Origin of the sequence: Streptomyces sp. NBC_01381 (assembly GCF_026340305.1) — a bacterium.
Lineage (GTDB): Bacteria > Actinomycetota > Actinomycetes > Streptomycetales > Streptomycetaceae > Streptomyces.
Window position 1 is genome coordinate 1766022 of sequence record NZ_JAPEPI010000002.1, and the last position, 23260, is coordinate 1789281.

At 73.7% G+C, this 23260-nt stretch carries 15 protein-coding genes; 3 read left to right on the top strand and 12 right to left on the bottom strand.

The genetic code is table 11. From position 1 onward, the window contains the following. Nucleotides 1-3 precede the first annotated feature (3 nt). The 10 genes from OG453_RS29565 to OG453_RS29610 form a co-directional block, all read right to left on the bottom strand. On the bottom strand, nucleotides 4-483 hold the full coding sequence (locus OG453_RS29565) for a hypothetical protein (RefSeq protein ID WP_266871592.1): 480 nt from the start codon (nucleotides 481-483) through the stop codon (nucleotides 4-6). Next, nucleotides 480-2594: a hypothetical protein gene (locus OG453_RS29570; protein ID WP_266871593.1), complete on the bottom strand. Its 2115-nt coding sequence runs from the start codon at nucleotides 2592-2594 to the stop codon at nucleotides 480-482. Before OG453_RS29570 ends, OG453_RS29565 begins: the two co-directional genes overlap by 4 nt. Further along, nucleotides 2591-4441 (bottom strand): Hsp70 family protein, encoded by a 1851-nt coding sequence (locus OG453_RS29575; RefSeq protein ID WP_266871594.1) that lies wholly within the window; start codon nucleotides 4439-4441, stop codon nucleotides 2591-2593. The genes OG453_RS29570 and OG453_RS29575 overlap by 4 nt, the downstream gene beginning before the upstream one ends. After that, nucleotides 4438-6582, bottom strand: a complete 2145-nt coding sequence (locus OG453_RS29580; protein ID WP_266871595.1) for an Hsp70 family protein — start codon at nucleotides 6580-6582, stop codon at nucleotides 4438-4440. The genes OG453_RS29575 and OG453_RS29580 overlap by 4 nt, the downstream gene beginning before the upstream one ends. Next, nucleotides 6579-7028 (bottom strand): nucleotide exchange factor GrpE, encoded by a 450-nt coding sequence (locus tag OG453_RS29585; protein ID WP_266871596.1) that lies wholly within the window; start codon nucleotides 7026-7028, stop codon nucleotides 6579-6581. The genes OG453_RS29580 and OG453_RS29585 overlap by 4 nt, the downstream gene beginning before the upstream one ends. Before the next feature lie 38 nt (nucleotides 7029-7066). After that, nucleotides 7067-7360, bottom strand: a complete 294-nt coding sequence (locus tag OG453_RS29590) for a hypothetical protein (protein ID WP_266871598.1) — start codon at nucleotides 7358-7360, stop codon at nucleotides 7067-7069. Further along, entirely contained in the window at nucleotides 7357-13119 is a 5763-nt protein-coding gene (locus tag OG453_RS29595) for a CHAT domain-containing protein (protein ID WP_266871599.1), read from the bottom strand. Before OG453_RS29595 ends, OG453_RS29590 begins: the two co-directional genes overlap by 4 nt. Next, nucleotides 13116-15452 carry a hypothetical protein gene (locus OG453_RS29600; RefSeq protein ID WP_266871600.1) on the bottom strand — a complete coding sequence of 779 codons (2337 nt, stop codon included), beginning with the start codon at nucleotides 15450-15452 and terminating at the stop codon, nucleotides 13116-13118. Before OG453_RS29600 ends, OG453_RS29595 begins: the two co-directional genes overlap by 4 nt. Nucleotides 15453-15480: 28 nt before the next feature. Further along, the gene (locus OG453_RS29605; protein WP_266871601.1) at nucleotides 15481-15945 is read right to left on the bottom strand and encodes a hypothetical protein; all 465 of its coding nucleotides are present in this window, start codon (nucleotides 15943-15945) and stop codon (nucleotides 15481-15483) included. 96 nt (nucleotides 15946-16041) lie between these two features. After that, nucleotides 16042-17262 carry a hypothetical protein gene (locus OG453_RS29610; RefSeq protein ID WP_266871602.1) on the bottom strand — a complete coding sequence of 407 codons (1221 nt, stop codon included), beginning with the start codon at nucleotides 17260-17262 and terminating at the stop codon, nucleotides 16042-16044. 153 nt (nucleotides 17263-17415) lie between these two features. Here OG453_RS29610 and OG453_RS29615 point away from each other — a divergent pair, with 153 nt between their 5' ends. Both OG453_RS29615 and OG453_RS29620 read left to right on the top strand, forming a co-directional pair. Beyond that, nucleotides 17416-18159, top strand: coding sequence for a PDZ domain-containing protein (locus OG453_RS29615; protein WP_266871603.1), 744 nt, complete (start codon nucleotides 17416-17418; stop codon nucleotides 18157-18159). A gap of 109 nt (nucleotides 18160-18268) precedes the next feature. Next, on the top strand, nucleotides 18269-19402 hold the full coding sequence (locus OG453_RS29620) for an aminopeptidase P family protein (protein ID WP_266871604.1): 1134 nt from the start codon (nucleotides 18269-18271) through the stop codon (nucleotides 19400-19402). 15 nt (nucleotides 19403-19417) lie between these two features. Here the strand turns inward: OG453_RS29620 and treZ are convergent, their stop codons facing one another. Beyond that, entirely contained in the window at nucleotides 19418-21163 is a 1746-nt protein-coding gene (treZ, locus tag OG453_RS29625) for a malto-oligosyltrehalose trehalohydrolase (protein WP_266873173.1), read from the bottom strand. Nucleotides 21164-21307: 144 nt separating this feature from the next. Between treZ and OG453_RS29630 the strand changes: the two genes are divergently transcribed. Further along, nucleotides 21308-21859, top strand: a complete 552-nt coding sequence (locus tag OG453_RS29630; protein WP_266871606.1) for a DUF1707 and FHA domain-containing protein — start codon at nucleotides 21308-21310, stop codon at nucleotides 21857-21859. A gap of 18 nt (nucleotides 21860-21877) precedes the next feature. Here the strand turns inward: OG453_RS29630 and OG453_RS29635 are convergent, their stop codons facing one another. Beyond that, a complete protein-coding gene (locus tag OG453_RS29635; protein WP_266871607.1) occupies nucleotides 21878-23128 on the bottom strand; it encodes a M14 family zinc carboxypeptidase in 1251 nt (416 codons plus the stop codon). Between the last annotated feature and the right edge of the window lie 132 nt (nucleotides 23129-23260).

Sequence of the window (23260 nt, forward strand, 5' to 3'; positions counted from 1 at the left end):
GGGTCAGCCGCTCGGCGTCGTGTAGAAGTACACCCTGACCTTCGCGGTCTGCGCGGGGTCGCTCAGCTTGTGGAAGTCGTCCGTCGCCGTCTTCTTGGTGAACATGTCCGGACGGCCCTTGCCGAGCAGTGAGTTGACGCGGTGTGCGTACGCCTCGCCGCTGTGGTTGCCGCCGAAGGTCAGGACGAGTGCGGCCTCGCGGCCCGCCCACTTGCCGGTGTTCTTGCGGATCTGCGCGGTCAGATCGCCCTTGTCCGTGCCCTTGACCCCGAACTCCTCCGGCTCAAGCTCCACCGAGCGCGGGCCCGTGGCGGAGGGCTTCGGCTTCGGCTTGGTGTGGCTGGGGGACGGCTTGGGGCGGTTGGCCAGCGGGTCGGGACGGTCGGCCATCGACACCAGGGCGAGCACGAGGAGCAGATCGGCGAAGAGCCACCCCGCGAGCACGACGACCCCCGCCCGTCCGCGCCGCGGAGCTCGCCTCACGCGTCACCTCCGCCGGAGGTGGGGGGCCGCTGGGGCCGGGTCGGGGGGTCCAAGGGGCGGGTGGGGGAAGGGAGTTGGGGTCCGGGTCCGCCGTTCGTGCCGCTCCATGGGGCGGCGTCTCTCACTTCCCCGTCGGAGCTGGAGCCGGGGCCGGCCCCGGAGCCTCGGTGACCGCCGTAGTCCCCGGAGGCGGAGTGCCCGACGGAGCCTGTGTCACGGTCGGAGCCCCCGGAGCCCCCGGAGGCCGAGTGTCCGACGGCGCTCGCGTGCCCGGAGATCGGATCGCCGCTCCACTGCACGCCGCCGTTGTCCGGGGCGCCCGCGCCGCCGGGATCGGCGTATTGGCCGGGCCTGGAACCCGGGCCACTGTCACCGCCGTAGCTCCCAGAGGCCGAGTGTCCGACGGTGCCCGTGTGCCCGGGGCCCGGATCGCCGCTCCACTGCACGCCGCCGTTGTCCGGGGCGCCCGCGCCGCCGGGATCGGCGTATTGGCCGGGCCTGGAACCCGGGCCACTGTCACCGCCGTAGCTCCCAGAGGCCGAGTGTCCGACGGTGCCCGTGTGCCCGGAGGCCGGATCGCCGCTCCACCGCACGCCGCCGTTGTCCGGGGCGCCCGCGCCGCCGGGATCGGCGTGCTGCCCGGACCTGGAACCCGGGCCACTGTCACCGCCGTAGCTCCCAGAGGCCGAGTGTCCGACGGCGCCCGCGTGCCCGGAGGCCGGATCGCCGCTCCACCGCACGCCGCCGTTGTCCGGGGCGCCCGCACCGCTGGGATCGGCGTGCTGCCCAGGGCCGGACACGTGACCCCCGATGCCCGGATCGCCGCTCGATGGACCGCCGCCCCGAGCACCGTCGTCGGCCGAACCGCCCCCGCTCGACGGCCTGCCGTCCCCAGCGCCACCGTCGGCCGAACCGCCCCCACCCGGCGCCCCGCTCCACCCGTGCCCGCTGGCCTCCCCGCCGCCCAGGGGCGATGAAGGCGCGCCCGCCAGCGTGCCGATCCGTGCGTCGATGCGTGCCGCCGCGTCCTGCCAGTGTGCCGCCGCCGCGTCCCACCGCTCCGTCGCCTCGCGCATCCCGTCCACCGCGTCGCCGGTGCGGCCCGTGCTTGCCACCAGGGCCTGGGAGGCGCGCTCCGTGGCCGCCGCCACCGACTCGGACTTGGTGACCAGTGACTGCTGGGCGGTGATCAGGGACTTCAGGGACGCCTCGACCGTGTCGCCCGCCGTCTTGACGCGGTCGGCGATCCCGCGGGCCGCATCCGCGTTGGCCGCACCCGCCTTGTCCGCCGCGGTGCGGCCGTCCCGCAACGTCTGCTCTATGCGGTCCGCCGCGACACCCAGCTTCGGCACTTCGAGGGTGAGCGAGTCCGCCGCGGCCTTCAACGCGTCGATGGACCTGCTCACCGCGCTCGTCGTCCCGGTGAGCGCCTTGTGGCTGGTCGCCGCCTTCGCCGCAAGCTGCTCCATCTGCGTGGCCGCCTTGGTCAGTTCGGAGGTGAACTGCTTCGGCGACGCGCTCCGGTAGGGGGCGATCAGCATCTGCGTACGTGTCAGGACGGAGGCCAGCTCCGCGAGCAGCCGATCGCGCTCGCGCTGCTGTTCCGCCTCCTCCCGATCAGCGCGCGACCGCACCCGCGCGTGCCAGACCGACAGGCCCACGAGCAGCGCGATCAGGAGCACGGCCATCAGGGCCACGTTCTCGAACCGGCCGAACCCCGACAGATGCCCGCCGAATCCGGACTGCCACAGCTGGAGGAAGGGCCGCGTCGACTCCTCCCGGTCCACCTCGCTCAGCTCCCCGTACGCCCGCACCGCCTCCCGCAGCCCGAACCACGTCACCAGGAGCGGGATGAAGACGAGCACGCCGAGCGCGGCTTCGAGGAGCCCGTCGCGCCGACCGGACCCCGCGGGCTTCGTGACCACGCTCTCGGGGCGTACGTAGGCGTCCACGAGGTCCACCTCCGCCCATCTGTCCAGTTGGTGAGGGGGTTTCAAGTCCATGGCCAGGACGCCCAGTTCGGCGGATCTGGGAGTGAGCGACGGATGGTCTGCCAGACGCTGCAACTCGTCGACGAGCTTCTGCCGGTCCAGCAGTTCTGCGGGCGTCAAACGCTTCCCCCTGTTCTCGGGCCCCGCCGGCTGCGCCCGTCGCGGTTCAACCGCCGCAACAGGGCCTCGGCATCGGCGTGTTCAGGATTCCATGTCAGGCACTTTCCAAGGGCCTCAATGGCCTCGTCCCGGCCCCCGCGCCGCTGCAGCTCGACCGCGTGCCGGTAGGTCCGCTCGGCGAGCAGCCCGCGCACCCGTTCATTGGTCGGATCGTGGCTGTACGCACACCTCAACCACCGCTCGGCGTCCGCGAAATGACCCGGTGACGTGTCGGCCATCGCGGCCGCGCAGTGCACGTCGATCATCGCGTCGAGCACATCGGCTCCGGCGGGTCTGGTGGCCGCCCCCATCCAGGCGGCGTGGGAGGCCTGCACGGCGTCGTCGTAGCGCCGCAGTTCCAACAGGGTCTCGGCGCACGCCAGTTGACGCATCGAGATCCGGTCGGCCGGTGGTGGAGTCGGCGCCGCGTCCGGGGCGGGCAGCGGTGCTTCCGACGCGGGTTCGACCGGCGGCGTGAGCGGCTGCGCGATGACGGCGGCCCCCGTCGCGTACGGCACCGCGGGCGCGAGCTCCGACAGGAGCGCCTCCGCCTCCGCGACGATCTTCCGCAGCAGCGTCACCGCCTCGTCGGGCCGCCCCTGCCGCACGAGCAGCCGCGCCCGCGCCACGTCCAGCTGCGGCGCTGACCGCTCCGCCGCCGCGTCGCCCACCAGCGTGGCCGTCAGCGCCGGTGCGTCGGCGAGGGTGTCGTCGGCCGGGTCCGCCGGCTGCAGCGGCCCCTCCTCCAGAACCGCGGACCCGGCAGCCGCCGCGCCTCCCGCGAGCCGCACCGCATGCTTCAAAGCCCCCAGGGCGAGCAGGTCGGGCGGCGCCTGCACCGGCCCGCGGCCGAGCGCCGCGACCCCCGTGGCGACCTGCTCCATCAGGGTGCCGCCGCCCGTCAGGAGCACCGTGTCGACGTCCGCCGACGTCATCCCCGACTGGTCGAGGAGCGTCGTCGCACGGTCGAGCGTCCTGCGCACATGCCGGTCGAGGAACGTGTCGAGGTGCGGCCGGGTGACCCGAACCTCCAGCGGCGGACCACCGCCCACGTCCAGGGACAGCTCGGCGGATCCCGGACTCCCCGGCACGCTCAGCGCCTCCCGGGCCTCCTGCGCCCGCGCCCGCAGCCCGAACCACACCTTCGCGTCGAGATCCGCCACCGAGCCCGGACCCCGGTGCCTGCGCAGCAGCCGTACGGCGGCGCCCAGCATCTCCCCGTCGAAGGCGCGCCCGCCCGACGTCGTCGCGCCCTCGTGCCCGAGCGCGCGGTAGTGCCCCCGCACGCCACGCACCAGGCCGAGTTCGAACCCCTCGTACCCCATCCCGTAGACGAGGAAGGTGCCGCTGTCCCGCTCCGACGTGTGCCCGATCACCGCGGCCATCGCGTCGCTGATCAGCCGCGCGGGCGCGAGCCCCGCCTCCAGCGCCGCGTCCCGCAGCGCCGACCGCTGCGCCGACTGGTAGGACGCGGGCACGCTGATCACGGTCTGCGCGACGGTCCCGGACGTCTCCGACTCCACCCGCTCCCGCAGCAGCCGCAGCAGCCGGAACACCAGCTCCTCCGGCCGCGTCGACGTGCCGGGGACAGGACCGCGGCGCCGGCCGCCGACCCGGCTCTTGAGGCTGGGGAAGGCCACGGGCAGCACCCCCGTCACGGCGGGCTCGCACAGCAGCCACGGCCATCCTGCGGCGGGCGCGTCGAGCCGCCGCGCCGGCTCACCGGGCGGCGCGAACAGCGCGCGCAGGCCGGTGGCGCCGAAGTCGACCCCCAGATGCACCGGGGCCCGCCGCTGTCCTGACGTCATCCGTCGACCGTGTCTTCCCCGACTTGGAGGATCCCGCCGTAGTCGGGCCGGTCGGGCAGCGACTGCACCCGGCGCTCCGCCTGTGCGACCGCCACCAGACTCCGCAGATTGCGGGCCTGCTGCGCGGTCTGTACGCGATTGCCCTGCCGGTGGGCCTGCTTGACGATGTCGACCGCCTCGTTGATCTGCCGGACCGTGTCCCGCGGCGCCCCCTCCGACGCCAGCTCGGCCTGCCGGAACTGGCTGGCCAGACCGCACTGGTGGAACACGTCGTCGAGCAGCAGCTCGGTGAGCCGCTTGTACTCGCCGCTGTCGCCCATCGCTGCGGCCTGCTGGGCCTGCTCGATGTCCCGGCGCACCTTCATCGCCTGCACGGGCTCGACATAGGTGCCGAACCGCTTGAGGAAGTCGTCGGCCTCCCGCTCCGCGTACCCCAGCTCCTCGCGCAGCACATGGCTGTCGACCTCCGCGCCCGTCTCGGGCGGCGGAGTCAGCGGCCGCTCCCGGTTCGGGGTGGCCTCCAGGGTCATGTCCGTGCCGCGCACACTGATGCGTACGGTGATGATGCGGTCGGAGGAGTAGTTGAACGACACGTCGACGTGCCGGTTGACCTCGATCTCCTGCGGCAGATCGAACTCCACCACGCCCTGTTCGTGGTTCTCGCTCGCCACCTTGCTGTCGCCCTCGTAGACCGGGACGCGGATGCGGCGGCTGTCGGTCGCGTGGAAGGTCCGCTGTCGTGGCTCCGGCAGCGGATACGGCGACCCGGCGGGAATGATCTCCACGAACACATCGCGCCGGGAGCCCTTGACGGCGGCGATCCCCATCGCCATCGGCGTCGACTCGTAAAGCCCCGTCGAACCGACCGGCCGCGCGTTGACCAGACTCTGGGCGCAGTCCACGCAGGCCTGTGCGGAGTCCTCGTTGACCTTCGCGCACTCCGGATCGGGGCACTCCACGCCGTCCAGCGTCTCGGCGAGCACCCCCGCGCCGAGCGCGACGCACTCCATCGGGCCGATGTTCCTGCGGACCTTGTCCTTGCCGAAGTACGCCTCGACCGCCTCGTACACCGGACGGGTGAGCGTGCCGCCGCCCACCAGGAGCACGTCGGAGATGTCCGTGGTGGCCAGTTCGTAGCGGCCGAGGGTCTGGGTCACCAGGTCCATCGTCTTCGACACCAGCGGCGCGATCATCGCGGTGAACTCGGCCCGGGTGAGCGCCATTTCGACGTCGAGCACGCCCTTCTGGCTGCGGTAGGCCGCCGGGATCACGATGTACGTCTCGTCCTGGTCGTTCAGCTCCCGCTTGGCGCGCTCGGCCGCCTTCTTCGCCTGGAAGAGGAACGCCTTGTCGTCCGACGGGTCCACATGGTGCTCATCGCGCATCCAGGCGATGATCCGGTCGACGACGGCGAGGTCGAAGTCGTCACCGCCGAGCCAGATGTCGCCGGCCGAACGCAGCACCTGGAACTGGCTGTTGCCATCGCGGTCCTTGACCGCGTTCAGGACCGAGATGTCGAAGGTGCCGCCGCCCAGGTCGTAGACCAGGACCCGGCTGCGCTCGCCGTCCGGCTTGTTCAGGCCGAAGGCGACCGCGGCGGCCGTCGGCTCGTCCACGATCTTCTTCACCACCAGGCCCGCCCGCTCGGCGGCCTCGCGCGTGGCGGCCCGCTGCGCGTCGCGGAAGTACGCGGGCACGGTGATCACGGCGTGTGTCACCTGCTCGCCGAGGGTCCGCGTCGCGTCCTGGACGAGCTTCTCCAGGATCATCCGGGAGATCTCGGCGGGGGTCAGCGTCTCCTCGCCGAGCACCACATGGGCGCGCGGGTCGTCGTCGGGCCCCGCCACGATCTCGTAGTTCAGCCGGCCGCGCGCCTCGGCCACCGAGGTGTCCGTGAGGTGCCGGCCCATCAGGCGCTTCACGGACACCACGGTGTCCTTGGGCTGCCTGATCGCCCAGTTCAGCGCGTCCTCGCCGACCAGCGGCTGCGGCGGCCTGCCCTGCCGTGTCGCCAGGCCCACCACGGACGGGGTGAGCCGCTCGCCCTTGCTGTTGGTGAGCACCACGATGTCCGCGCTGTGCGGATCGTGGGCGGCGACCGCGCTGTTCGTGGTGCCGAGGTCGATGCCGATGGCCTTCATGTACGCTCCGTCTCCTGCTCGGCGTCGCCGGTCACGGCGACAACTACCCGGGCGGCACGCAGCAGTTGCCCCCGGTACCGGTATCCGCGCTGCACGATCTCCAGGACCTCGTCGTCGGCCGCCCCCGGCGCGGCGCGGACCTCGGCCACATGGTGCGTCGCGGGCTCGGCCCGCTCGCCGATCAGCCCGACCGGTTCGACCCCCTGCCCGGCCATGGCCGTCTCCACCTGGCGGGCCATCAGCTCCAGACTCCTGCGGTACGACTCCGGGTCGGCGGCCGCCGCGTCGGCGAGCAGCCGGTCGAAGGAGTCCAGGGTGTCGGCGAGCACGAGGAGCAGCTGCTCGGTCAGCGCGCGGTGGGCGGCGTCCCGCGCGGCGATGGCCACGGACTTCTCGTGGGCGAGACGGGCGGCGGTGGCCGCGGGGGCCGGGTCCTGCGCGCTCATCGAAGGCGGCTCCTCAGTGATTCTGGGGTTCGGTCGGTTCAGACGTCGAAGGCGATGAGGTCGTCGAGGGGGCGGGTGGTCGCCTCCGGAGTCGGTATGTCGTCCGCCAAGTCCACGTCGTACAGGAGGAGTTCGGCCAGCATCCGACGGCGTACGCTCCTCAGGTCGTCCCACGCCCGCTGGGCGACCGGTGTCATCAGGTGCCGGGCGAGCAGCTCGAAGGGGATGTCCTGGAGGGCGGCGTGGGTCGTCCACGGGGTGACGCCGACCTCGGCGATCGCGTCGTAGGGGAACGGGCCGCCGTCCCAGTTCGTCTCCGGATCCTTGATCACGGCGCCTCGCTCTCCTCACCCTCGTTCTTGGCGGTCAGCTCGTCGAACCAGCGCCGCACCGTGTCGAGCAGCGCCCGCCGGATGCGTCCGTTCATCGGGTCGGCGCGGGTGGCGCGTATCAGATGGTGCAGGGCGCGGCGGATGTCGCCCCGGGCCAGCGCATCCTCTGCCCAGTCCGTCAACACAGCGGCCCAGACGCCGAGTTCGCTCTCGTCCGGCGCTTCCTCCTCGCTGACGCTGAGCATCAGCTCGCGCAGCCCCTCGACCCCGAGGTCCCGGGCGAGCAGCCGCTCGAGCTCGTCGAGCGCCTCGCCGAGCGTCTCCCGGTAGCCGTGCGTCAGGGCCTGCCCGAGGCCCACGTCCAGGAGCCCCAGGGCCTCGTGGAGGATCTTCAGGCGGCCCGGGATCGTGGTGGTGTTCGCGTCGAGGGTGAAGACCAGAGCGCGGGCCAGATTGTCGCGGGCGTGGCCGGACGCCGGGTTGAGCTGCAGGGCGCGCCGCAGGTCGGTCTCCGCACCGTAGGGGTCGGAGTGCATGCCGTACTTGGTCCGGGTGTAGCCGCGCCAGACGCCGCGCATGGACAGCAATGCCGAGAGCCGGGCGTTCAGTTGGTCCACCAGGTCGCGGTCGAGCGGGTGCAGGGCCGCCGGTACCCGCTCGACCAGTTGGACGGCCTCGTCCAGGCACTCGCCGCGCTGCGCGCCGCCCGTGTCGACCAGCGCCTCGACCCGGCCGAGCACCGTGCCGACGATCGCCTTCTTGGCGCGGGCCTGCATGCCGGCCCGGCGCGATACGAGCACCAGCTCCGCCCACTCCTCGAGCGCGCGGTCGAGTCCCCCCTCGCCGTCCGTCAGGGCGGTGCGCGCGAGGGAGAGGCGCACCCGCACAGCGAGTTCCACACCGTCCTGGAGGAACTTGGCGTGCCGATCCGGAAGTTGGACGTACGCCGGATTGCGGAGCAGTACGTCCTGGCAGTGGCCGCAGGCCTCGATGTGCGCGTCCGGAGCGGCCGCCGACGCCGGGCCCGTGCAGTCGTCGGGCAGCGTGGTGAGGGTGGCGAAGGCGGGCAGGGCACGCAGTGCGCCGTCGAACTTGTGCACCTCGCAGAGGACGAAGCCCTGCGCCAACTCCGAGAAGGCCCAACGGAGTTGCCGCACCGCGTACTCGCCGGGGTCCTTCCCTTCCTGGGCCGCCGCGTCCAGGGTGGCGGCCAGCGCGCCGAGGGGGGCTTCCAGGCGCAGCAGCCGCAGATAGCGGGGCCCGCAGGCGAGCGGTGCGGTGCCCGCGCCCGGCACGTTCGGCAGACCGCCCATGTCCTTGAGGACTCGGGCGGCACCCAGTTCGGCCTCCAGCAGAGAGGCCAACTCCGCGTAAGCGGCCGCCTGTTCGGGACGCTCCTGCTCGGTGTGGCGCTGCTCGTGCGCGGACAGCTGCCCGAAGAGGTGCTGGCTGAGCTCAAGGCGCAGCTGGGCCATGTCCTCGCCCGGCAGCGCCCGGCCGTAGCAGGCGGCGCGCTCGGCACGCCAGCCGTCCCAGTAGTCGTCGTCGCTCAGCAGTGCGGCCCAGTAGGCGAGCGCCGACTCCCAGACCCCCACGGCGTGCTCCCACGCCCCGCTCTGCTCCAGCTCCTGCGCCTGCCAGAGCCGGGCCGCGGCAAGGCCGTGGACGACCGCCATGTCGCCGGGTGCGTCCCGCAGCCGCCGCTCCCACTCGGCGGCCGCGGCCTCCCGGTCCCTGGCGAGCAGGAGCAGCAGCGGCGCGTCCTCGGGGAACCGCTCGCACAGGTCGCCGAGCAGCCCCGCCCCGTCGTCCGGCGAGAGCTCAGCCATCGCGTCGCGCAGCGCGGCGGGGGAGTGCCACCGGTACAGCAGCGCGTCCAGCTGGAGCCGCCGCCCCGGAAGCCGCAGCCGGTCCCAGGCGACCCGCTCCGACCAGGTCATGCCGCCGCGTTCGAGGAGCGTGTACGAGGCGTCGCTGACGGCGTCCATGGAGGAGCCGGGATCGACGCCGGCGTCCCGCAGCGCGAAGTACGGATACGTGGGGTCGCTCGACGCGAACGGGTCGGCGACCAGCGGGGCGCGGGTGAGGCCGTCGGCCCAGGGCAGCAGTTCGAGCAGCCGCCGCAGCCTGCGGCACCGCACATCGGCCCGGTCGAGGCCGCCGCCGGCCCGCTCGTACGCGGCGACGGCATCGCTCCACCGCCCCGCGCCCTCCAGCAACCGCCCTTCCACATAGGCGAGTCGGGCCTCCGCATCCCCGTGCCCCGCACACGCGCGGAACGCGTCGGCGGCCTGCTGCCACTCCTGGTGGGATGCGGCGATACGGCCCCGGGCGTACGCACCGAGCGACGCCGCGTCCCGATGCTCACCGAGCGCGTCGGCCTCCGCACGGACCTGCGTCCAGTCCCCCTCGGCCTCGGCGAGCCGCACGAGCGCGTACCGCTTGCGCGGGCCGGCATCGGCGAACTCCCCGGGCCCCGCCGCCACCGCGGCGAACGCGTCCACGACCCCCTGCCACTCGGCCGCGCTCACGGCCCCCTGCTCGGCGATCCGCGCCTCGGCGTATCCACGCCGGACGACGACATCGGCCCAGCTGTCAGGCAGCGCCCGGTATCCGGCGAGGGCGTCGTCCCAGAGCCCTCCGAGCTCGTGGGTGCGGGCGAGGGCGTATCGGTGGAGGTGGCGGGGTTCCTGGTCGGGGTCGAGTTGTTCCGGCAAGGCCCGTGCGTAGATCTCACAGGCCCCCGCCCAGTCGCCCGCAGCCTCCGCGAGGCGACCCTCCGCCTTGCGGCGCAGCCGGCCCACCGCGCCGTCACGGCCGGTGTCGGGCACCTCGGCCAGCAGGCTCAGTACGGCGGACCAGTCGTCGCGCAGATCGGAGGCCACGCGTGCGCGTGCGTAGCGGCGGCGGTCGCGGACCTCGCCGTGTGCGTAGGTGTCGGGGAGCCGGCCGAAGCCGTCGATCACGCCGGACCACTCGGATCGGGCGTCGGCGGCGCGGCCGCGGCTGTAGAGGAGACGGTCGGGTACGTCGAGGAGGTCCGAGGACAGTTCGGCGAAGCCCCCCAGGGCTTCCTGCCAGCGCTCTTCGTTCTGGTGGAGGCGCCCCAGGGCGTAGCTCCGCAGCTCCCCGGCGTCGTCGTATCCGCAGCGGGGCGCGTCCGACTTTGTGCCCGGTCCCGCGCCGGGCTCTGCGTCCGTGTCCGGTCCCGCGTCCGGTCCTGCCTCCGGTCTCGCCTCCGCCCCTGCGTCCATGGCGCACTGCGCGAACGCCTCCGCCGCCTGCGCCCAGTCGCCGTCTGCGGCGGCCACCCGGCCCTGAACATAGCTCCTGCGCGACCGCACGTCGTGGAACCCGGCGGGCAGCAGGTCCAGCGCCGAGAGCGCGTCGGACCAGTGGCCGCCGGACGCCGCCTCCAGTGCCTCCCGGTACATCCGCTCCCGCAGCTCGCTCAGCCACGGCTCCGCGTCGCGGCCTTGAGCTGCCGCGGCTTCCAGGTCGACCAGGGCGTCCGGCCAGGCGCCGTCGTCCGCCGACCGCCTGCCTCGCGCGTACGACAGCCGTACGCCGCTGTCCCGGAACCCGTCGGATGCGGTGAACTCCTCGACGGCGGCTCCCCAGTCGCCCGCGTCCTCGGCGGCGCGTGCCGCCGCGTAGGCGAGCCAGGAGCGGAGGTCGGGGCCAGCGGGGGCGGAAATCTCCGCCAGGGCCCCGTCCGTCGCAGCCTTGCCGAACAACCTCCTTGCCGCATCCCACTCCTCCGCGTCCGCCGCCGCCCGCCCTTGGACGTACGCCGCCCTCGCCGCCGCGTCGTCGAGCCCCGCGCACGCCGTGTACGCCGACCAGGCCGCGCCCCAGTCCTCGGCGTCCTGCGCCGCCCTGCCGTTCACGTACGCCGCGCGCCCGGCGGCGCCCTGGTGGCCGGGCCGCCGGGCGAGCACATCGGCGTACGCGGTGGCGGCGTTCGCCCAATCTCCTTGGCGTGCGGCCTGTTCGGCGGTCTCCACCGTGCGGGCCACGTGGAGTTCGTCGCGTGCCGCGGCCAGGCGGTCGGCCGTGTCCCGGATGCCCGACGGGCGGGCGGTGAGCAGCTCCTCGTAGCGGGCGATCGCCTCCGCCCAGTCACCGGCGGCCTCCGCCGCGCGGGCCCGCTCGGCCAGGGCGGTCAGCTGCCGCAGCCGCTCGACCTCGGCGGCGATGCACGCGGCCGGCGCGGCGGGGAGCGCGTCGCGCAGGGCGGCAAAACGCTCGGCGGCCGCGTCGGGGTCCAGCTCCGCGGCGAGCAGCCCACACAGCTTCTCCAGGTCCTCCCAGGCCAGTTCGAACGACGCCTCGGCGCGCAGCCGCCGCTGCTCGTCCTCGAACTGGCGGGTCTCGGCGCGCAGTATCCGCTGCACCTGCGCCCACTGCCCCAGGTCGCGCTGGAACCGTGCCGCCCCGATGAGCACCGTCGAGTCGACGTGCCCGAAGGGGTTCTGGAACGACCGCAGCGCGTCGGCGCCCTCCCGCAGTGGATCCGCGACGGCGCCACCGTCGTCCCGCACCTCCCGCGCCTTGAACAGCCAGCCCTGCCTGCACGACTCGTGCAGGAACAGCGCGGGCGTCGCCCACTCCACTGCCGTGTGACCCGGCAGATGCGAGATGCGGCGGCGCGCGGCGCCCATGGCCTCGTCGATGGTCCGGTTCGCCGCGAGCCCCTTGAACAGCTCCGGGCCGAACTGCCCCGCCGACAGGTCACTGACCCGCCCCCGCATCGCGACCACGGCGGGCACACCCCCGCCGATCAGCGCCTGGGCGAGACCGGAGAACGGCTCGGTGAGCGAACTGTCCGCGCCGGAACAGAGGTTGAGGGCGACCAGGCGAAGCCCCGGTGCCTTCAGGAGCATCCCGCTGAGCAGGTCCGCGGGCACCCGGTCGATGCCGCCGCTCTCGGTCTCCAGGGTCACCACGCCCTTGCCGAGTTCCTGGTCGTACGTCCCGTGTGCGATCAGGAGGACCGCGGTCGGCAGATCGGACTCGGCGCCGAGCGCGGCCTCCAGGCTTTCGCGGGTCGTCCGCTCCAACACCGTGGTCTGTACGGCCACTTCCGGCAGCTCCTGGCGGAGCGCGGCCACCTCCGCGTCGGCACGAAGCGGGGCGAGTCCGGGGTCGTCGGGCGAGGCGCAGGCCACCAGGAGGCGGATCAGGCTCGGCTCGTCCGCCGCGTCGGGGAGGCGCCGGCCCAGCGGTCCTCCGGGCAGCGAACGCACCAGTGAATAGCTGTGGTTGAGGGCAAGCGACTGTTGCGGCATCCCCGGCGGCGCGCACAGCGACTCCAGGGGCAGATCGCGCAGCTCCTGAGGCAGGTCGAAGCGGATCCGGAGGCCGCGGGCCGGCCGCATCCGCTGCGCACGCTCCAGGGCGAGGCCGACGCAGGCGCCGACACCCTGCGGGCGGTCGCCGCCGCGCGCGTCGTTCGCGTCGGAGGGAGCGCATCCCGACGGGACAGTCTGATCGCACTCGCCGAACAGCAGCCGGAACACCCCGCGTCCCAGGTCACGCAGTTGGTTCACGGTGTGCTGGTCGCTCAGGGGCGCGAGACCGAGCTCGGTCTCGATCAACTCGTCCCACTGGTCGCGGAAGGCCGCGGGTTCGCCGTTCACTGCGATCACCTCGGTCGCGCACGCCGGGCCGTTGGCGGTGACGAGGTAGCGGGACGTGCCGATGGGGCGGACCCGGATGCGGAGTTCCTCGTAGGCGAGCATCGGCGGCGCCGTCACCTCCCGCTCTCGTGCTCGTGCACGTGCTCGTGCTGGCCCGCCGTGACGTGGCCGAGGTCGGCCACCGCCGCCGCGTGCTGCTCGGTCAGCTCGGGATCGCCGGGGAAGTGGTCGAGCGCGGCGGCGAGTTGATCCATCGCCTCCCGCAGGGTCGCGCGGGCCCCGGAGGCGCTCCCCGAGTGCCAGCGGCGTGCGGCGAGGCCGCGCAGTACGACGCCGAGACTGACCTGGGCCCGCAGCAGATGCGGATTGAACGCGACGGAACGCCGCAGGTCGGCGGCGGGCCCGTCGAGCAGTGTGCCGTCCCGGTTGGCGGCGGCGACGCCACGGTCGGCGAGCAGCCGGGCCAACTGCCCTTCCAGGCGGCGACGTTCGTTGGCTCCGGTGATCTCGCGCACCGCTTCGAGCGTGGTCACGGCGCGCGTCAGATCGCCCGCGCGATGCGCCGCCCGCGCGGCGCTCAGCGCGAGGTCGACGACGGTCCGGTGGATCTCCTGGTAGCGGTCGAGTTCCCTGCTGTGCACGAGGGCGCGCCGCCAGGACGCGGTTGCGGCACCGAAGTCCGGCCGCCCCGCGGTGAGTTCACCACGCCCCAGATCGATCCGCGCCCGCAGCGCGAGCCCGCGGGCGTCCAGCGCGAGACGACGGTGCTTGTCGGGGTACCCGGCATAGGCGGGGTTCAGCTCGTCGAACCGGCCACACCCCGGATCACACACGGCGGCACCCACACCACTGCCCTGCTGCCGCTGCCGCTCCCGACAGCCGGGACACCGCAGCTCGGCGAGCGCGCCGAGGGCTTCGGCGGGCTGCTCCTGCTTCAACAGCAGCTGGGCGAGCCCGAGTTCGGAGAAGGCGTGGGTGAGGGTGGAGGCCCCGGTGTGCGGGGGCGGTGCGGTGCGGCCGTCCTGGGCGCCTGTGTCTGTCCCGGAGGTCTCGCCGCCTGCGGCGTGCGCGCGTGACTGGTGAGCGGGGCTGCCCGCGGTGCCGCCGTGCTCGCTCGCTGCGGCGGTCGTGTCTGCCCCGGCGGGCTCGGTCTCTGCGGCGGTCACGCCCGCGCCACCGGTCTCACCCCCTGCGGCGGCCGTGTCCGTCCCGCGGGTCTCGCTTCCTGCGGCGGTCGTGTCTGCCCCGCCGCGCTCGCTCGCTGCGGCGGTCGTGTCTGCCCCGGCGGTCTCACCCCATGCGGCGGTCGCGCCCGCGCCACCGGTCTCACCCCCTGCGGCGGTCGTGTCCGTCCCGCGGGTCTCGCTTCCTGCGGCTCTCAAGTCCGGCCTCGCGGGCTCGCCCCCCGCCGCGAACACCCCGAACTCCGCGACCATGCGCAACTCCGCGATGCGTAACGGCCCGCACGCCAGCGGGTCGCCGTGCCCGGTGGGGAAGCCGCCCACCCCCGCGAGGACCCTCGCGGCGTCCGCCTCCCGTCGCAACAGGGACCCCGGCGAGACCCGGCCCTCCGCGTCGTCGGGCATGCGTCCCTCAAGGAGCTCCCGTAAGTCGGCCCGCAGCTCCGCGTCGAGCGCCGCATCGACCGGTACGCCGTACCTCGCCGCGGCGCAGGCGCGCCGGTGCGCCCAGAAGGCGTCGTCGTACAGGAGCGCGCCCCAGGCGGCCACGGCACGCTCCCAGCGCCGTGCGGCCGCCTCGCCCTGCCCGGTGGGCGAGTTGAGGAGAGCGATGGCGAGCGTGTGGGTGATGCGGTGGTCGGCGGGGTTCCGCCGGGTCGCCTCGTCGAGCAGTTCGACGGCCGCCTCGCGCCGTCCGCCGAGCACCAGCGCGACGGCGTACCGCGGCACGGACTCGCTCTCGTGCGGCGCAGGCGCCACCTCCTGAGTGGTCGCGCCCGCAAGCGCGGCCATCACCCGGCGTGCCTCGGCGTCGAGTGAGCCGTCCTGTGAGGCAGCGGTTCGCAGGTCCTCGAGCGCTTCGTCGTGACGGCCCAATCGCACACGTACGTACGCACGTTGGACGAGCGAGCGGTGATGCGGCGGCACGCAACCGAGTGCCGAGGTGAAGTGCGCATCCGCACTCTCGTACGCGGACCGGTGTGCCGCCGCGCAACCCAGCCAGTGGAGGGGGCCCGCCTCGTCAGGGCGCAGCTCCTGAGCCTGCCGGAACTCCGCGGCGGCCTCTCCGGGTTCCTTCGCGGCCAGGCGGAGGCGGCCGGCACCGATGTGGGCCCGCGCCTGGACGCCGGCGTCAGCCCCGTCACCTGCCAGGGCCAGCGCCGCCCCGAACTCACGCTCGGCACCGGCCCTGTCGCCGCGCTCCAGGGCGGACTCCCCGGCGGCGCACGCCTGTTCAGCGCGGCTCACGTCGACGTGCGGCTGGCCCACGGCGCTTCTCCCCGTTCCCGGCGGCGGCTCAGCCGGCCGCCTCGTCCAGCTCGGAGCGCCAGCGGCCCTGTTCGCGGTCGTAGTGCAGCGGCCCCTCGCTGAACCCCGTCAGATCGAGGCGGAGGAGCTGGTCGTACGCCTCACCCGGCAGCCCCGGCTCCAGGACCACCCGCAGGCCGGTGCCCCGGTCCTGGAGGACCAGCGGCCGGGGAGGAGCGGGATCGGCCTCGCCCGACGACCGGCGTACGACATTCTTGAACGCCGTGTACGAGTCCTTGACCGCTTCCGCGCCGAGCCCGCTGAGGAAGGCCTGCAGGGGGAGCGAGGCCAGCATGATCCAGGGGATGTCCGCCGCGCCCCGGTGGTCGACCGCGCGGCGCACCCGTGCCGTACGGACCCCCAGGCCTTCGAGCGCCGACACGAGCTCGTGCCGCAGATCGTCGGAGGCGTCCCGGTCCAGGAGCAGCTCCGCGGGCAGCGGCGCTTCGGTCATGTAGGCGATTCCTTCCCCGGAGCCGGTCCAGGCCCCTTCCGGAGCCGAGTTCAGTCCCGCAGCCTAGAGGCGCCGGACGGGCTCGTGCGGGGAAACCTACGATTCCGCCGCCGCCCCGTCGATCGCCTTCCGCTCCAGCTCGGCGAGGCGCGATCGTGCCGCCGCACGGCCGTGCTCGGTGTCCTGCAGCGACACATGCAGCCGCTGGGCCCGTATCGCCTGGGTGTAGTCGCCGATCAGCGCCAACTCGACGCTGAGGAAGGTGAGTTGGGCCGCGTCAGGACCCGTGTCGTCCAGCTCGCGGATCAGGTAGGTGCGGGCCGTCTCGATCAGTCCCAGGTCGCGCGCGAGCTCCAGCCAGGTGGATTCCGGTTCGTCGTCGGGATCCACCCCGAAGTTGGAATCGTCGAACGAGCGCGCCCATGCCCGGACCTGGTCCGCCTCCTCGGGGAGTCCGGCGAGGCCGCACCACGTGTCGTACGTCGTCTCGTGGACCTCCCGCAGCAGGGGCAGGTCCTCCGCGAGGCCGTAGAGACCCACCAGGACGACCGCGAGCCGCAGTTCGTCGGACATCGACGCGCTCGCCTCGTGCTTCAGGAGATGGCGCAGGAGGGCGCGGTCCGTGTTCCGCCGGTCGTACTGGGCGGCCCGCAGCGCCGCCACCCGGCGCGCGCGGTTTCCGGCCACCGCGTCCCACGTCGCGCGGTCGCCGGTCCGCAGCAGGGCCAGGTCCGTGCGCCCCCTGGTGAGCACCTGCTCCCACAGGGGCGGGCGCGGATGGGGGTCGAGGCGCCGGTACGCGAGGTGCTCGACCGCGTTGAGCAGGAGGTGGTCCGGCTCGGTGCGCAGCAGCGCGGCGTGCAGGCGCGCGACGAGCTGCACGGGCGAGCGCTCCGGGAACCCGAGCGCGGCCCGCAGCTCGGCGCGGTGTGCGTCGAGTTCGGGCACGCAGTCCTCGCGGAAGTCGCCCTCGGTGTCGGCGACTTCGGCCAGGATGCGCGCCTCGCCGTCGTCCGGCGAGAGCCGCACGTAGTCGTGCCAGCCGGGCAGGCCGACCAGGATCTCCAGGGCCTCGTCCACGCTGTCCCCGATGACCCCGGCCGACCCCTCGGAGTCGGCGTACAGGACGGATCCGTCCGCGCACACGAAGTACGTGCCCCCGGAGTCGTCCCCCGCGATCGCCTCCAGCGGACCGCCGGATGCGAGGCGCACCTCTTCGACGTGGTCCGTACGGGACAGGTCGAATGCGAAAGGGAACGCGGCCAGCTCGGCCAGACGCGGGTCCTGTCGCAGCAGACGGAGTGCACGTTCGGTCATGCTTCGAAAGTAACAGCGGCAACTGACAGCAGACCCTCATCAGGAGTTGTCTTTCGTTGCCGCACGCAACCCCGAACGAGCGGGCCCGACATCACCCTTTCGGGAATCGTCGCGTGGGGTCACGCCGGGTAGGGCTGTGGCCGGAGGCGAGCCATGGAACAGACTGCGTTGCGTCCCAAGCCGATGCCCGGGCAGGACTCCGGGAGCGGCCGTAGGTTCGGCGTCGGAATCAGGCGGCGGCTCGGCGGTGCCGCCCGGACACCCGGCGCGGGCGGCGGCGGGCCCGGTGCCGGGCGGCGGCCGCATGCCGCCCGCAGGCGTGGCCGGCGGCTGCGGACCCTGCTCTTCGGGGTGCTCTGCTCGGCCGTCCTCGTGCTGTCGGGCGTGGGCCTCGGCACGGTCAGTGCCACCGTCATCGGCATGAGCAAGCTCGCCGAGATGCAGAAGGCGGCGGGTGCGCCCGGCGGCGGGCCGGGAGCTCCGGGTGGTCCTGCGGCGCCGGGGCCGTCCAAGCCCGGCGTTCCCGCGAAGCCGCCGGAGAAGGACCCGGGCAAGGAGCCGGGCAGCGGGCCTGGCAAGGAGTCCGGCAAGGAGTCGGGCAAGGGGCAGGAGCCGGGGCCGGCCGTGGCGCGGTCCGCCATCGGGGTGGAGGCCGTGGACGCGCCCGGCGGCCCGGGAGCGCTCCTTGTCGGCGTGCACAGCCCCGGCCCCGGCCACACCGCGGGCCTGGTGCGCGGCGACGTGCTCCTCGCCTTCGGCGAGACCCGCATCGGCTCGGCCAGGGGTCTCGCGGCCGCCGTGGCCGCCGCGGATCCGGGCAGGCGCGTCACGCTGACCGTCCGCCACGAGAGGGGCGACCTGCAGTCCTTGTCCGTCACGCCCGGTTTCGTGACGTGAGCACGGCCGGGGGGAGCGGGTAATCGCCTCGCGGACGCGCGGCGGTGCGGGCAGGATCGGCAGCAGGACCACGCCGTACGCCCGCAGCGAGCCGCCCTGGAGGAACCCGATGACCGGCACCACCGGCGCCCCCGCGCCCTTCACCGCCGACGACTACCGGGCCCGCATGGAGCGCGCCGCGGCCTCCGCGGCGGACGCGGGGCTCGCCGGGCTGCTCGTCGCGCCGGGCCCCGACCTCGCCTGGCTCACCGGCTATCAGCCGACCGCGGCCACCGAGCGGCTCACCGTCCTCGTGCTCGCCGCGGGCCAGGACCCGGTGCTCGTGGTGCCCACGCTCGAAGCCCCGGACGCCGAACGGGCCGCGGGCGCGGGCGCGCTTTCCCTGCGCGACTGGACCGACGGCAAGGACCCCTACGCCGTGACCGCGCCGCTGCTCGACGCCGACGGCCGCTTCGGGATCAGCGACAACGCCTGGGCGATGCACCTCATCGGCTTCCAGAAGGAGCTGCCGGGCACCTCCTACGCGTCCCTCACCGAAGCACTCCCCATGCTCCGCGCGGTCAAGGACGCCGCGGAACTGGAGCGCATGGCGGCGGCCGGTGCCGCCGCCGACGCGACGTACGAAGAGATCCAGAAGGTGCGCTTCGCGGGCCGCAAGGAGACCGACGTCGCGGCCGATCTCGCCGATCTGCTCAGGCAGTTCGGGCACTCCCAGGTCGACTTCACCGTCGTCGGCTCGGGACCGAACGGCGCCAATCCGCACCACGAGGCGGGCGATCGCGTCATCGAGCACGGCGACATGGTCGTACTCGACTTCGGCGGCCTGATGCACGGCTACGGCTCGGACACCTCGCGCACGGTGCACGTCGGCGAGCCCGATGCCGAGGAGCGGCGGGTGCACGACGTGGTGCGCGAGGCGCAGGCGGCGGGCTGTGCGGCGGTGCGGCCCGGGGCGGCCTGCCAGGACGTCGACCGGGCGGCCCGCGCGGTGATCACCGAGTTCGGCTACGGCGATCGCTTCATCCACCGCACCGGGCACGGCATCGGCGTCACCACCCATGAGCCGCCCTACATGATCGAGGGCGAGGAACTGCCGCTCGTGCCGGGCATGTGCTTCTCCGTGGAGCCCGGCATCTATCTGCCGGGCCGCTTCGGAGTGCGCATCGAGGACATCGTGACGGTCACGGATGACGGGGGTCGGCGGCTCAACGCCACCGCTCGCGAGCTGGCGATCGTCGACTGACCCCGGCCTTCGGGCTCATGGCGTCGCGACGACCGCGCACGACTCGGCGGGCAGTCGCAGCAGCCCGTCCGCGCCCGGCGCCGTGACCGGCTCCCACGCGGCGAGCACCCGCGCGCCCCGGCCGCCCACGGGGACGTCGGCCGCCTCCTTGCCGAGGTTCACGGCGATCCGCAGATCGCCGCGCCGGACCGCGAACCACCGCGCCCCTTCGTCGTACGCGACCCGGACCGCCGCCAGGTCCGGGTCGATGAGGTCGGCGCGGGAGCGCCGCAGGGCGATCAGTTCGCGGTGCCAGGCGAGCACGCGCGCGTGGGGGTCGGTCAGCGGCTCCGCCCAGTCGAGACAGGAGCGGTTCCGGGTGGCCGGGTCCTGCGGGTCGGGGATGTCCGCCTCCGCCCAGCCGTGTTCCGCGAACTCCCGCCGTCTGCCCCGGCGCACGGCGTCCGCGAGTTCGGCGTCGGTGTGGTCGGTGAAGAACTGCCAGGGTGTGGCCGCGCCCCACTCCTCGCCCATGAACAGCATCGGCGTGAACGGCCCGGTGAGGGTCAGCGCGGCCGCGCAGGCGAGCAGACCGGGGGAGAGCGTCGCGGAGAGCCGGTCTCCTTGGGCGCGGTTGCCCACCTGGTCGTGGGTCTGCGCATAGCCGAGGAAGCGGTATCCGGGCGTCCGGGCGCGGTCCACGGGGCGGCCGTGCCGGCGCCCCCGGAACGTCGAGTACGTACCGTCGTGGAAGAAGCCACCGGTCAGCGTCTTGGCGAGCGCGGCGAAGGGTGCCTCGGCGAAGTCCGCGTAGTAGCCGTGCGCTTCACCGGTGAGCGCCGCGTGCAGCGCGTGGTGGTAGTCGTCGTTCCACTGCGCGTCCAGGCCCAGGCCGCCCTCCGCGCGCGGGGTGACGGTCCGCGGGTCGCCCTGATCCGACTCGGCGATCAGCGCGAGCGGTCGGCCGAGCTCTTCGGAGAGTCCGTCCACGGCGGCGGACAACTCCTCCAGGAAGTGGCACGCGCGCGTGTCCCGCAGCGCGTGCACCGCGTCCAGGCGCAGACCGTCCAGACGGTAGTCGCGCAGCCAGGCGAGCGCGCTGCCGATCAGATACGCGCGGACCTCGTCCGAGCCGGGTGCGTCGAGGTTGACGGCGGCGCCCCACGGAGTGTGGTGGGTCTCGGTGAAGTACGGCCCGAACGCGGGCAGGTGGTTGCCCGACGGGCCGAGGTGGTTGTGCACCACGTCGAGCACGACACCGATGCCGTGCGCGTGCGCCGCGTCGACAAATCGTTTCAGTGCCTCGGGGCCGCCGTACGGCTCGTGCACGGCCCACGGCGACACGCCCTCGTATCCCCAGCCGTGCCGCCCGGGGAACGGGCAGAGCGGCATCAACTCCACGTGGGATACGCCCAGTTCCGCGAGATGGCCGAGCCGCCCGGCGGCCGAGTCGAGCGTGCCGTCCGGTGTGTACGTCCCCACGTGCAGCTCGTACAGGACGGCGTCCCGCACCGCGCGGCCCGTCCACGGCGCGCGCCACGCGTACCGCTCGTGGTCGACGACCGCGCTGAGCCCGTCGGGTCCTTCCGGCTGGCGCCGCGAGCGGGGATCGGGCAGGACGGGACCCCCGTCGAGCGAGAAGCCGTACCGCGCCCCGTCCTGCGCCGCGACCTCCGCCGTCCACCATCCGGGGCGGCCGTCGGCGCGCTCCAGCGCGTGCGTGGCGTCGTCGCACTGCAACGTGACCCGCTCGGCCTCCGGTGCCCACACCTCGAACTCCACTGACACTTCCCCCTCGTTCGTCGTCCTGCCCGTCATACTGTCCCGTCCGTCAGTACGCCCGACCATCGTGCTTCAGAAGTGATCGTCCCGCGGTCGTTCCGCGTTTTCTGGACACCCCGGCCGACCTGCCCGACAATCACCAGGGTGACGTCGTCCTTTGAGATCCACACGTACCCCGCGCGGCTGACCGATGCCGAGCGCGACAGGGCGCTTGACGTGCTCAGAGAAGGCGCTGCCCTCGGCAAGCTGTCGCACGAGACGTTCGTGCGGCGCATGGAGCTCGCGCTGGCCGCCCGGCAGCCCGACGAACTCGCGGCGCTCACCGCCGATCTGCGCTCCGAGGGCCGCTTCTCGCGCCTCGTGTTCGGCACCGTCGGCGCCGTATCCGGATTCACCGTCCGGCTGCGCAGGGCCTGGCAGGCCGAGCGGCTGCCGAAGCTGCTGCTTCCGGTGCCGGGCAATCCGCATCCGCTGCGGATCGGCCGTGACCCGGCGAACGGCCTGCGGCTGAGCCATGACACGGTGTCACGGGTGCACGCCGAGCTGAGCCGGCAGGGCGGCATGTGGGTCCTTCGCGACCTCGGCTCGACCAACGGCACGTCCGTGAACGGCCGCAGGGTGATCGGCGCCGCCGTGGTGCAGGACGGCGATCAGGTGAGCTTCGGGACGATGTCGTTCCGGCTCGCTGTTTCCTGAAGCGGAGGGCTGGTCGGGTCAGTCGCCCCGCACGCGCGCGTGCCGTGCCGCCGCGACCGTCGTCCGTGACTGGTGCTCGACCTGGTGCTCGACCGGTACCCAACGGGCCTTGAACCGCTCGGCGAACGCGTCGCTCCAGTGCACGACCAGCCGTTCGAGCCGGGGAGCGGCCTGGTCGCCCGCCGCGTCCAGGACCCGCAGCGCCATCGCGGCCGCCCGCAGCGGCAGCCGGCGCCCGAAGGCGTCGACGCTGCCGATGTACGCCATGGAGGTCCCCGCGGGCGGCAGCGTGTCCCAGTCGTCGGCGAGGCCGGGCACCAGGTCGAGCGCCCAGCGCGCCGCGCGCATCAGCGGACCCTGCGCCCGGGGCAGCCGCGGCAGCGCGTCGCCGAGAATCTCCTCGACGAGACGGGCGTCGTGGCGCAGCCGCTGTGCCATGCCGCGCAGCGCGAGCACGGGCGCGGGATGGACGGCGATGTCGTCCACGAGGTCGCTCGCCCACATCGGGACCTCGACGATCGCGGTCAGGCCGCCGTAGCGGTGCGCGTGATGCCAGGTGGTGTGCCGGGCGTCCTCGGGCAGGCTCGGATAGGCGGCCGCCGAGCCGGGGCCCGGCAGCACATGGACGCCCGGTCCCGACACCGGCCAGCCCGCGGCGTCCGACGCCCCCGTCTCGACCGGGATGTGCAGCTCGGCCGCCGACTTGGCGAAGGGCTCGGCGAGCCCAGGGATGTCCCTGGTCAGCTGCACCCAGCTGCCGCCCAGGTCGGTGCCGTGCAGGGACACCTGCAAGTAGGGCCGCAGTTCGTCGATGACGCCGGTCAGGGCGCGGGTCTCCGGCGGCAGCCGGTCGGGCGGAAGCACGGAGGGCGACCACTCCGGCTGCTCCGGTCCTGCGGGCCGGAAGAAGTGCCGGTGGTAGTCGAGGAGGGTGCGCGGGGCGGGCGTGCGGTGCAGGGCCGCGCCGTCCGGATCGGCGCACAGGAGGAAGTGCCAGGAGGTGTCGGCGCGCAGGCCCTGGTCCCGCAGCGTCCACTCCGCGAGGTGCAGCAGCGTCGAACCGCCCGCCGGTTCGTTGGAGTGCGCGCCCGCGACGACCAGGACGGCGTGCGGGGAGCGTCCGACGGACAGCAGGTACAGGGGCCGGCCCGCGCGCGATGCGCCGACCTGACGCAGTGTGCTCAACTCGGGGCGGTGTGCCGCCAACTCCCTTGCGGACAGCACCAGTTCGGCCACATTGGGATAGCGCTGCTCCGCCAGTTGACTCACCCCCGTCTTGTCCGCTGACGCATTGGGCAGTACGCCACGGGGTCGGGCGGGTGTCAAGCGTCCGGCGCAGCGGTGTCACCGCGCCACGCCTGGCCTGCGTGCTCGCCTCACCCGAACGGTCGTACGGGAACT

Excerpts from the sequence above, each read along its gene's own strand:
- OG453_RS29575 (WP_266871594.1), bottom strand. The coding sequence starts at position 4,441 with ATGACGTCAGGACAGCGGCGGGCCCCGGTGCATCTGGGGGTCGACTTC.
- OG453_RS29580 (WP_266871595.1), bottom strand. The coding sequence starts at position 6,582 with ATGAAGGCCATCGGCATCGACCTCGGCACCACGAACAGCGCGGTCGCC.
- OG453_RS29585 (WP_266871596.1), bottom strand. The coding sequence starts at position 7,028 with ATGAGCGCGCAGGACCCGGCCCCCGCGGCCACCGCCGCCCGTCTCGCC.
- OG453_RS29605 (WP_266871601.1), bottom strand. The coding sequence starts at position 15,945 with ATGACCGAAGCGCCGCTGCCCGCGGAGCTGCTCCTGGACCGGGACGCC.
- OG453_RS29610 (WP_266871602.1), bottom strand. The coding sequence starts at position 17,262 with ATGACCGAACGTGCACTCCGTCTGCTGCGACAGGACCCGCGTCTGGCC.
- OG453_RS29615 (WP_266871603.1), top strand. The coding sequence starts at position 17,416 with ATGGAACAGACTGCGTTGCGTCCCAAGCCGATGCCCGGGCAGGACTCC.
- OG453_RS29620 (WP_266871604.1), top strand. The coding sequence starts at position 18,269 with ATGACCGGCACCACCGGCGCCCCCGCGCCCTTCACCGCCGACGACTAC.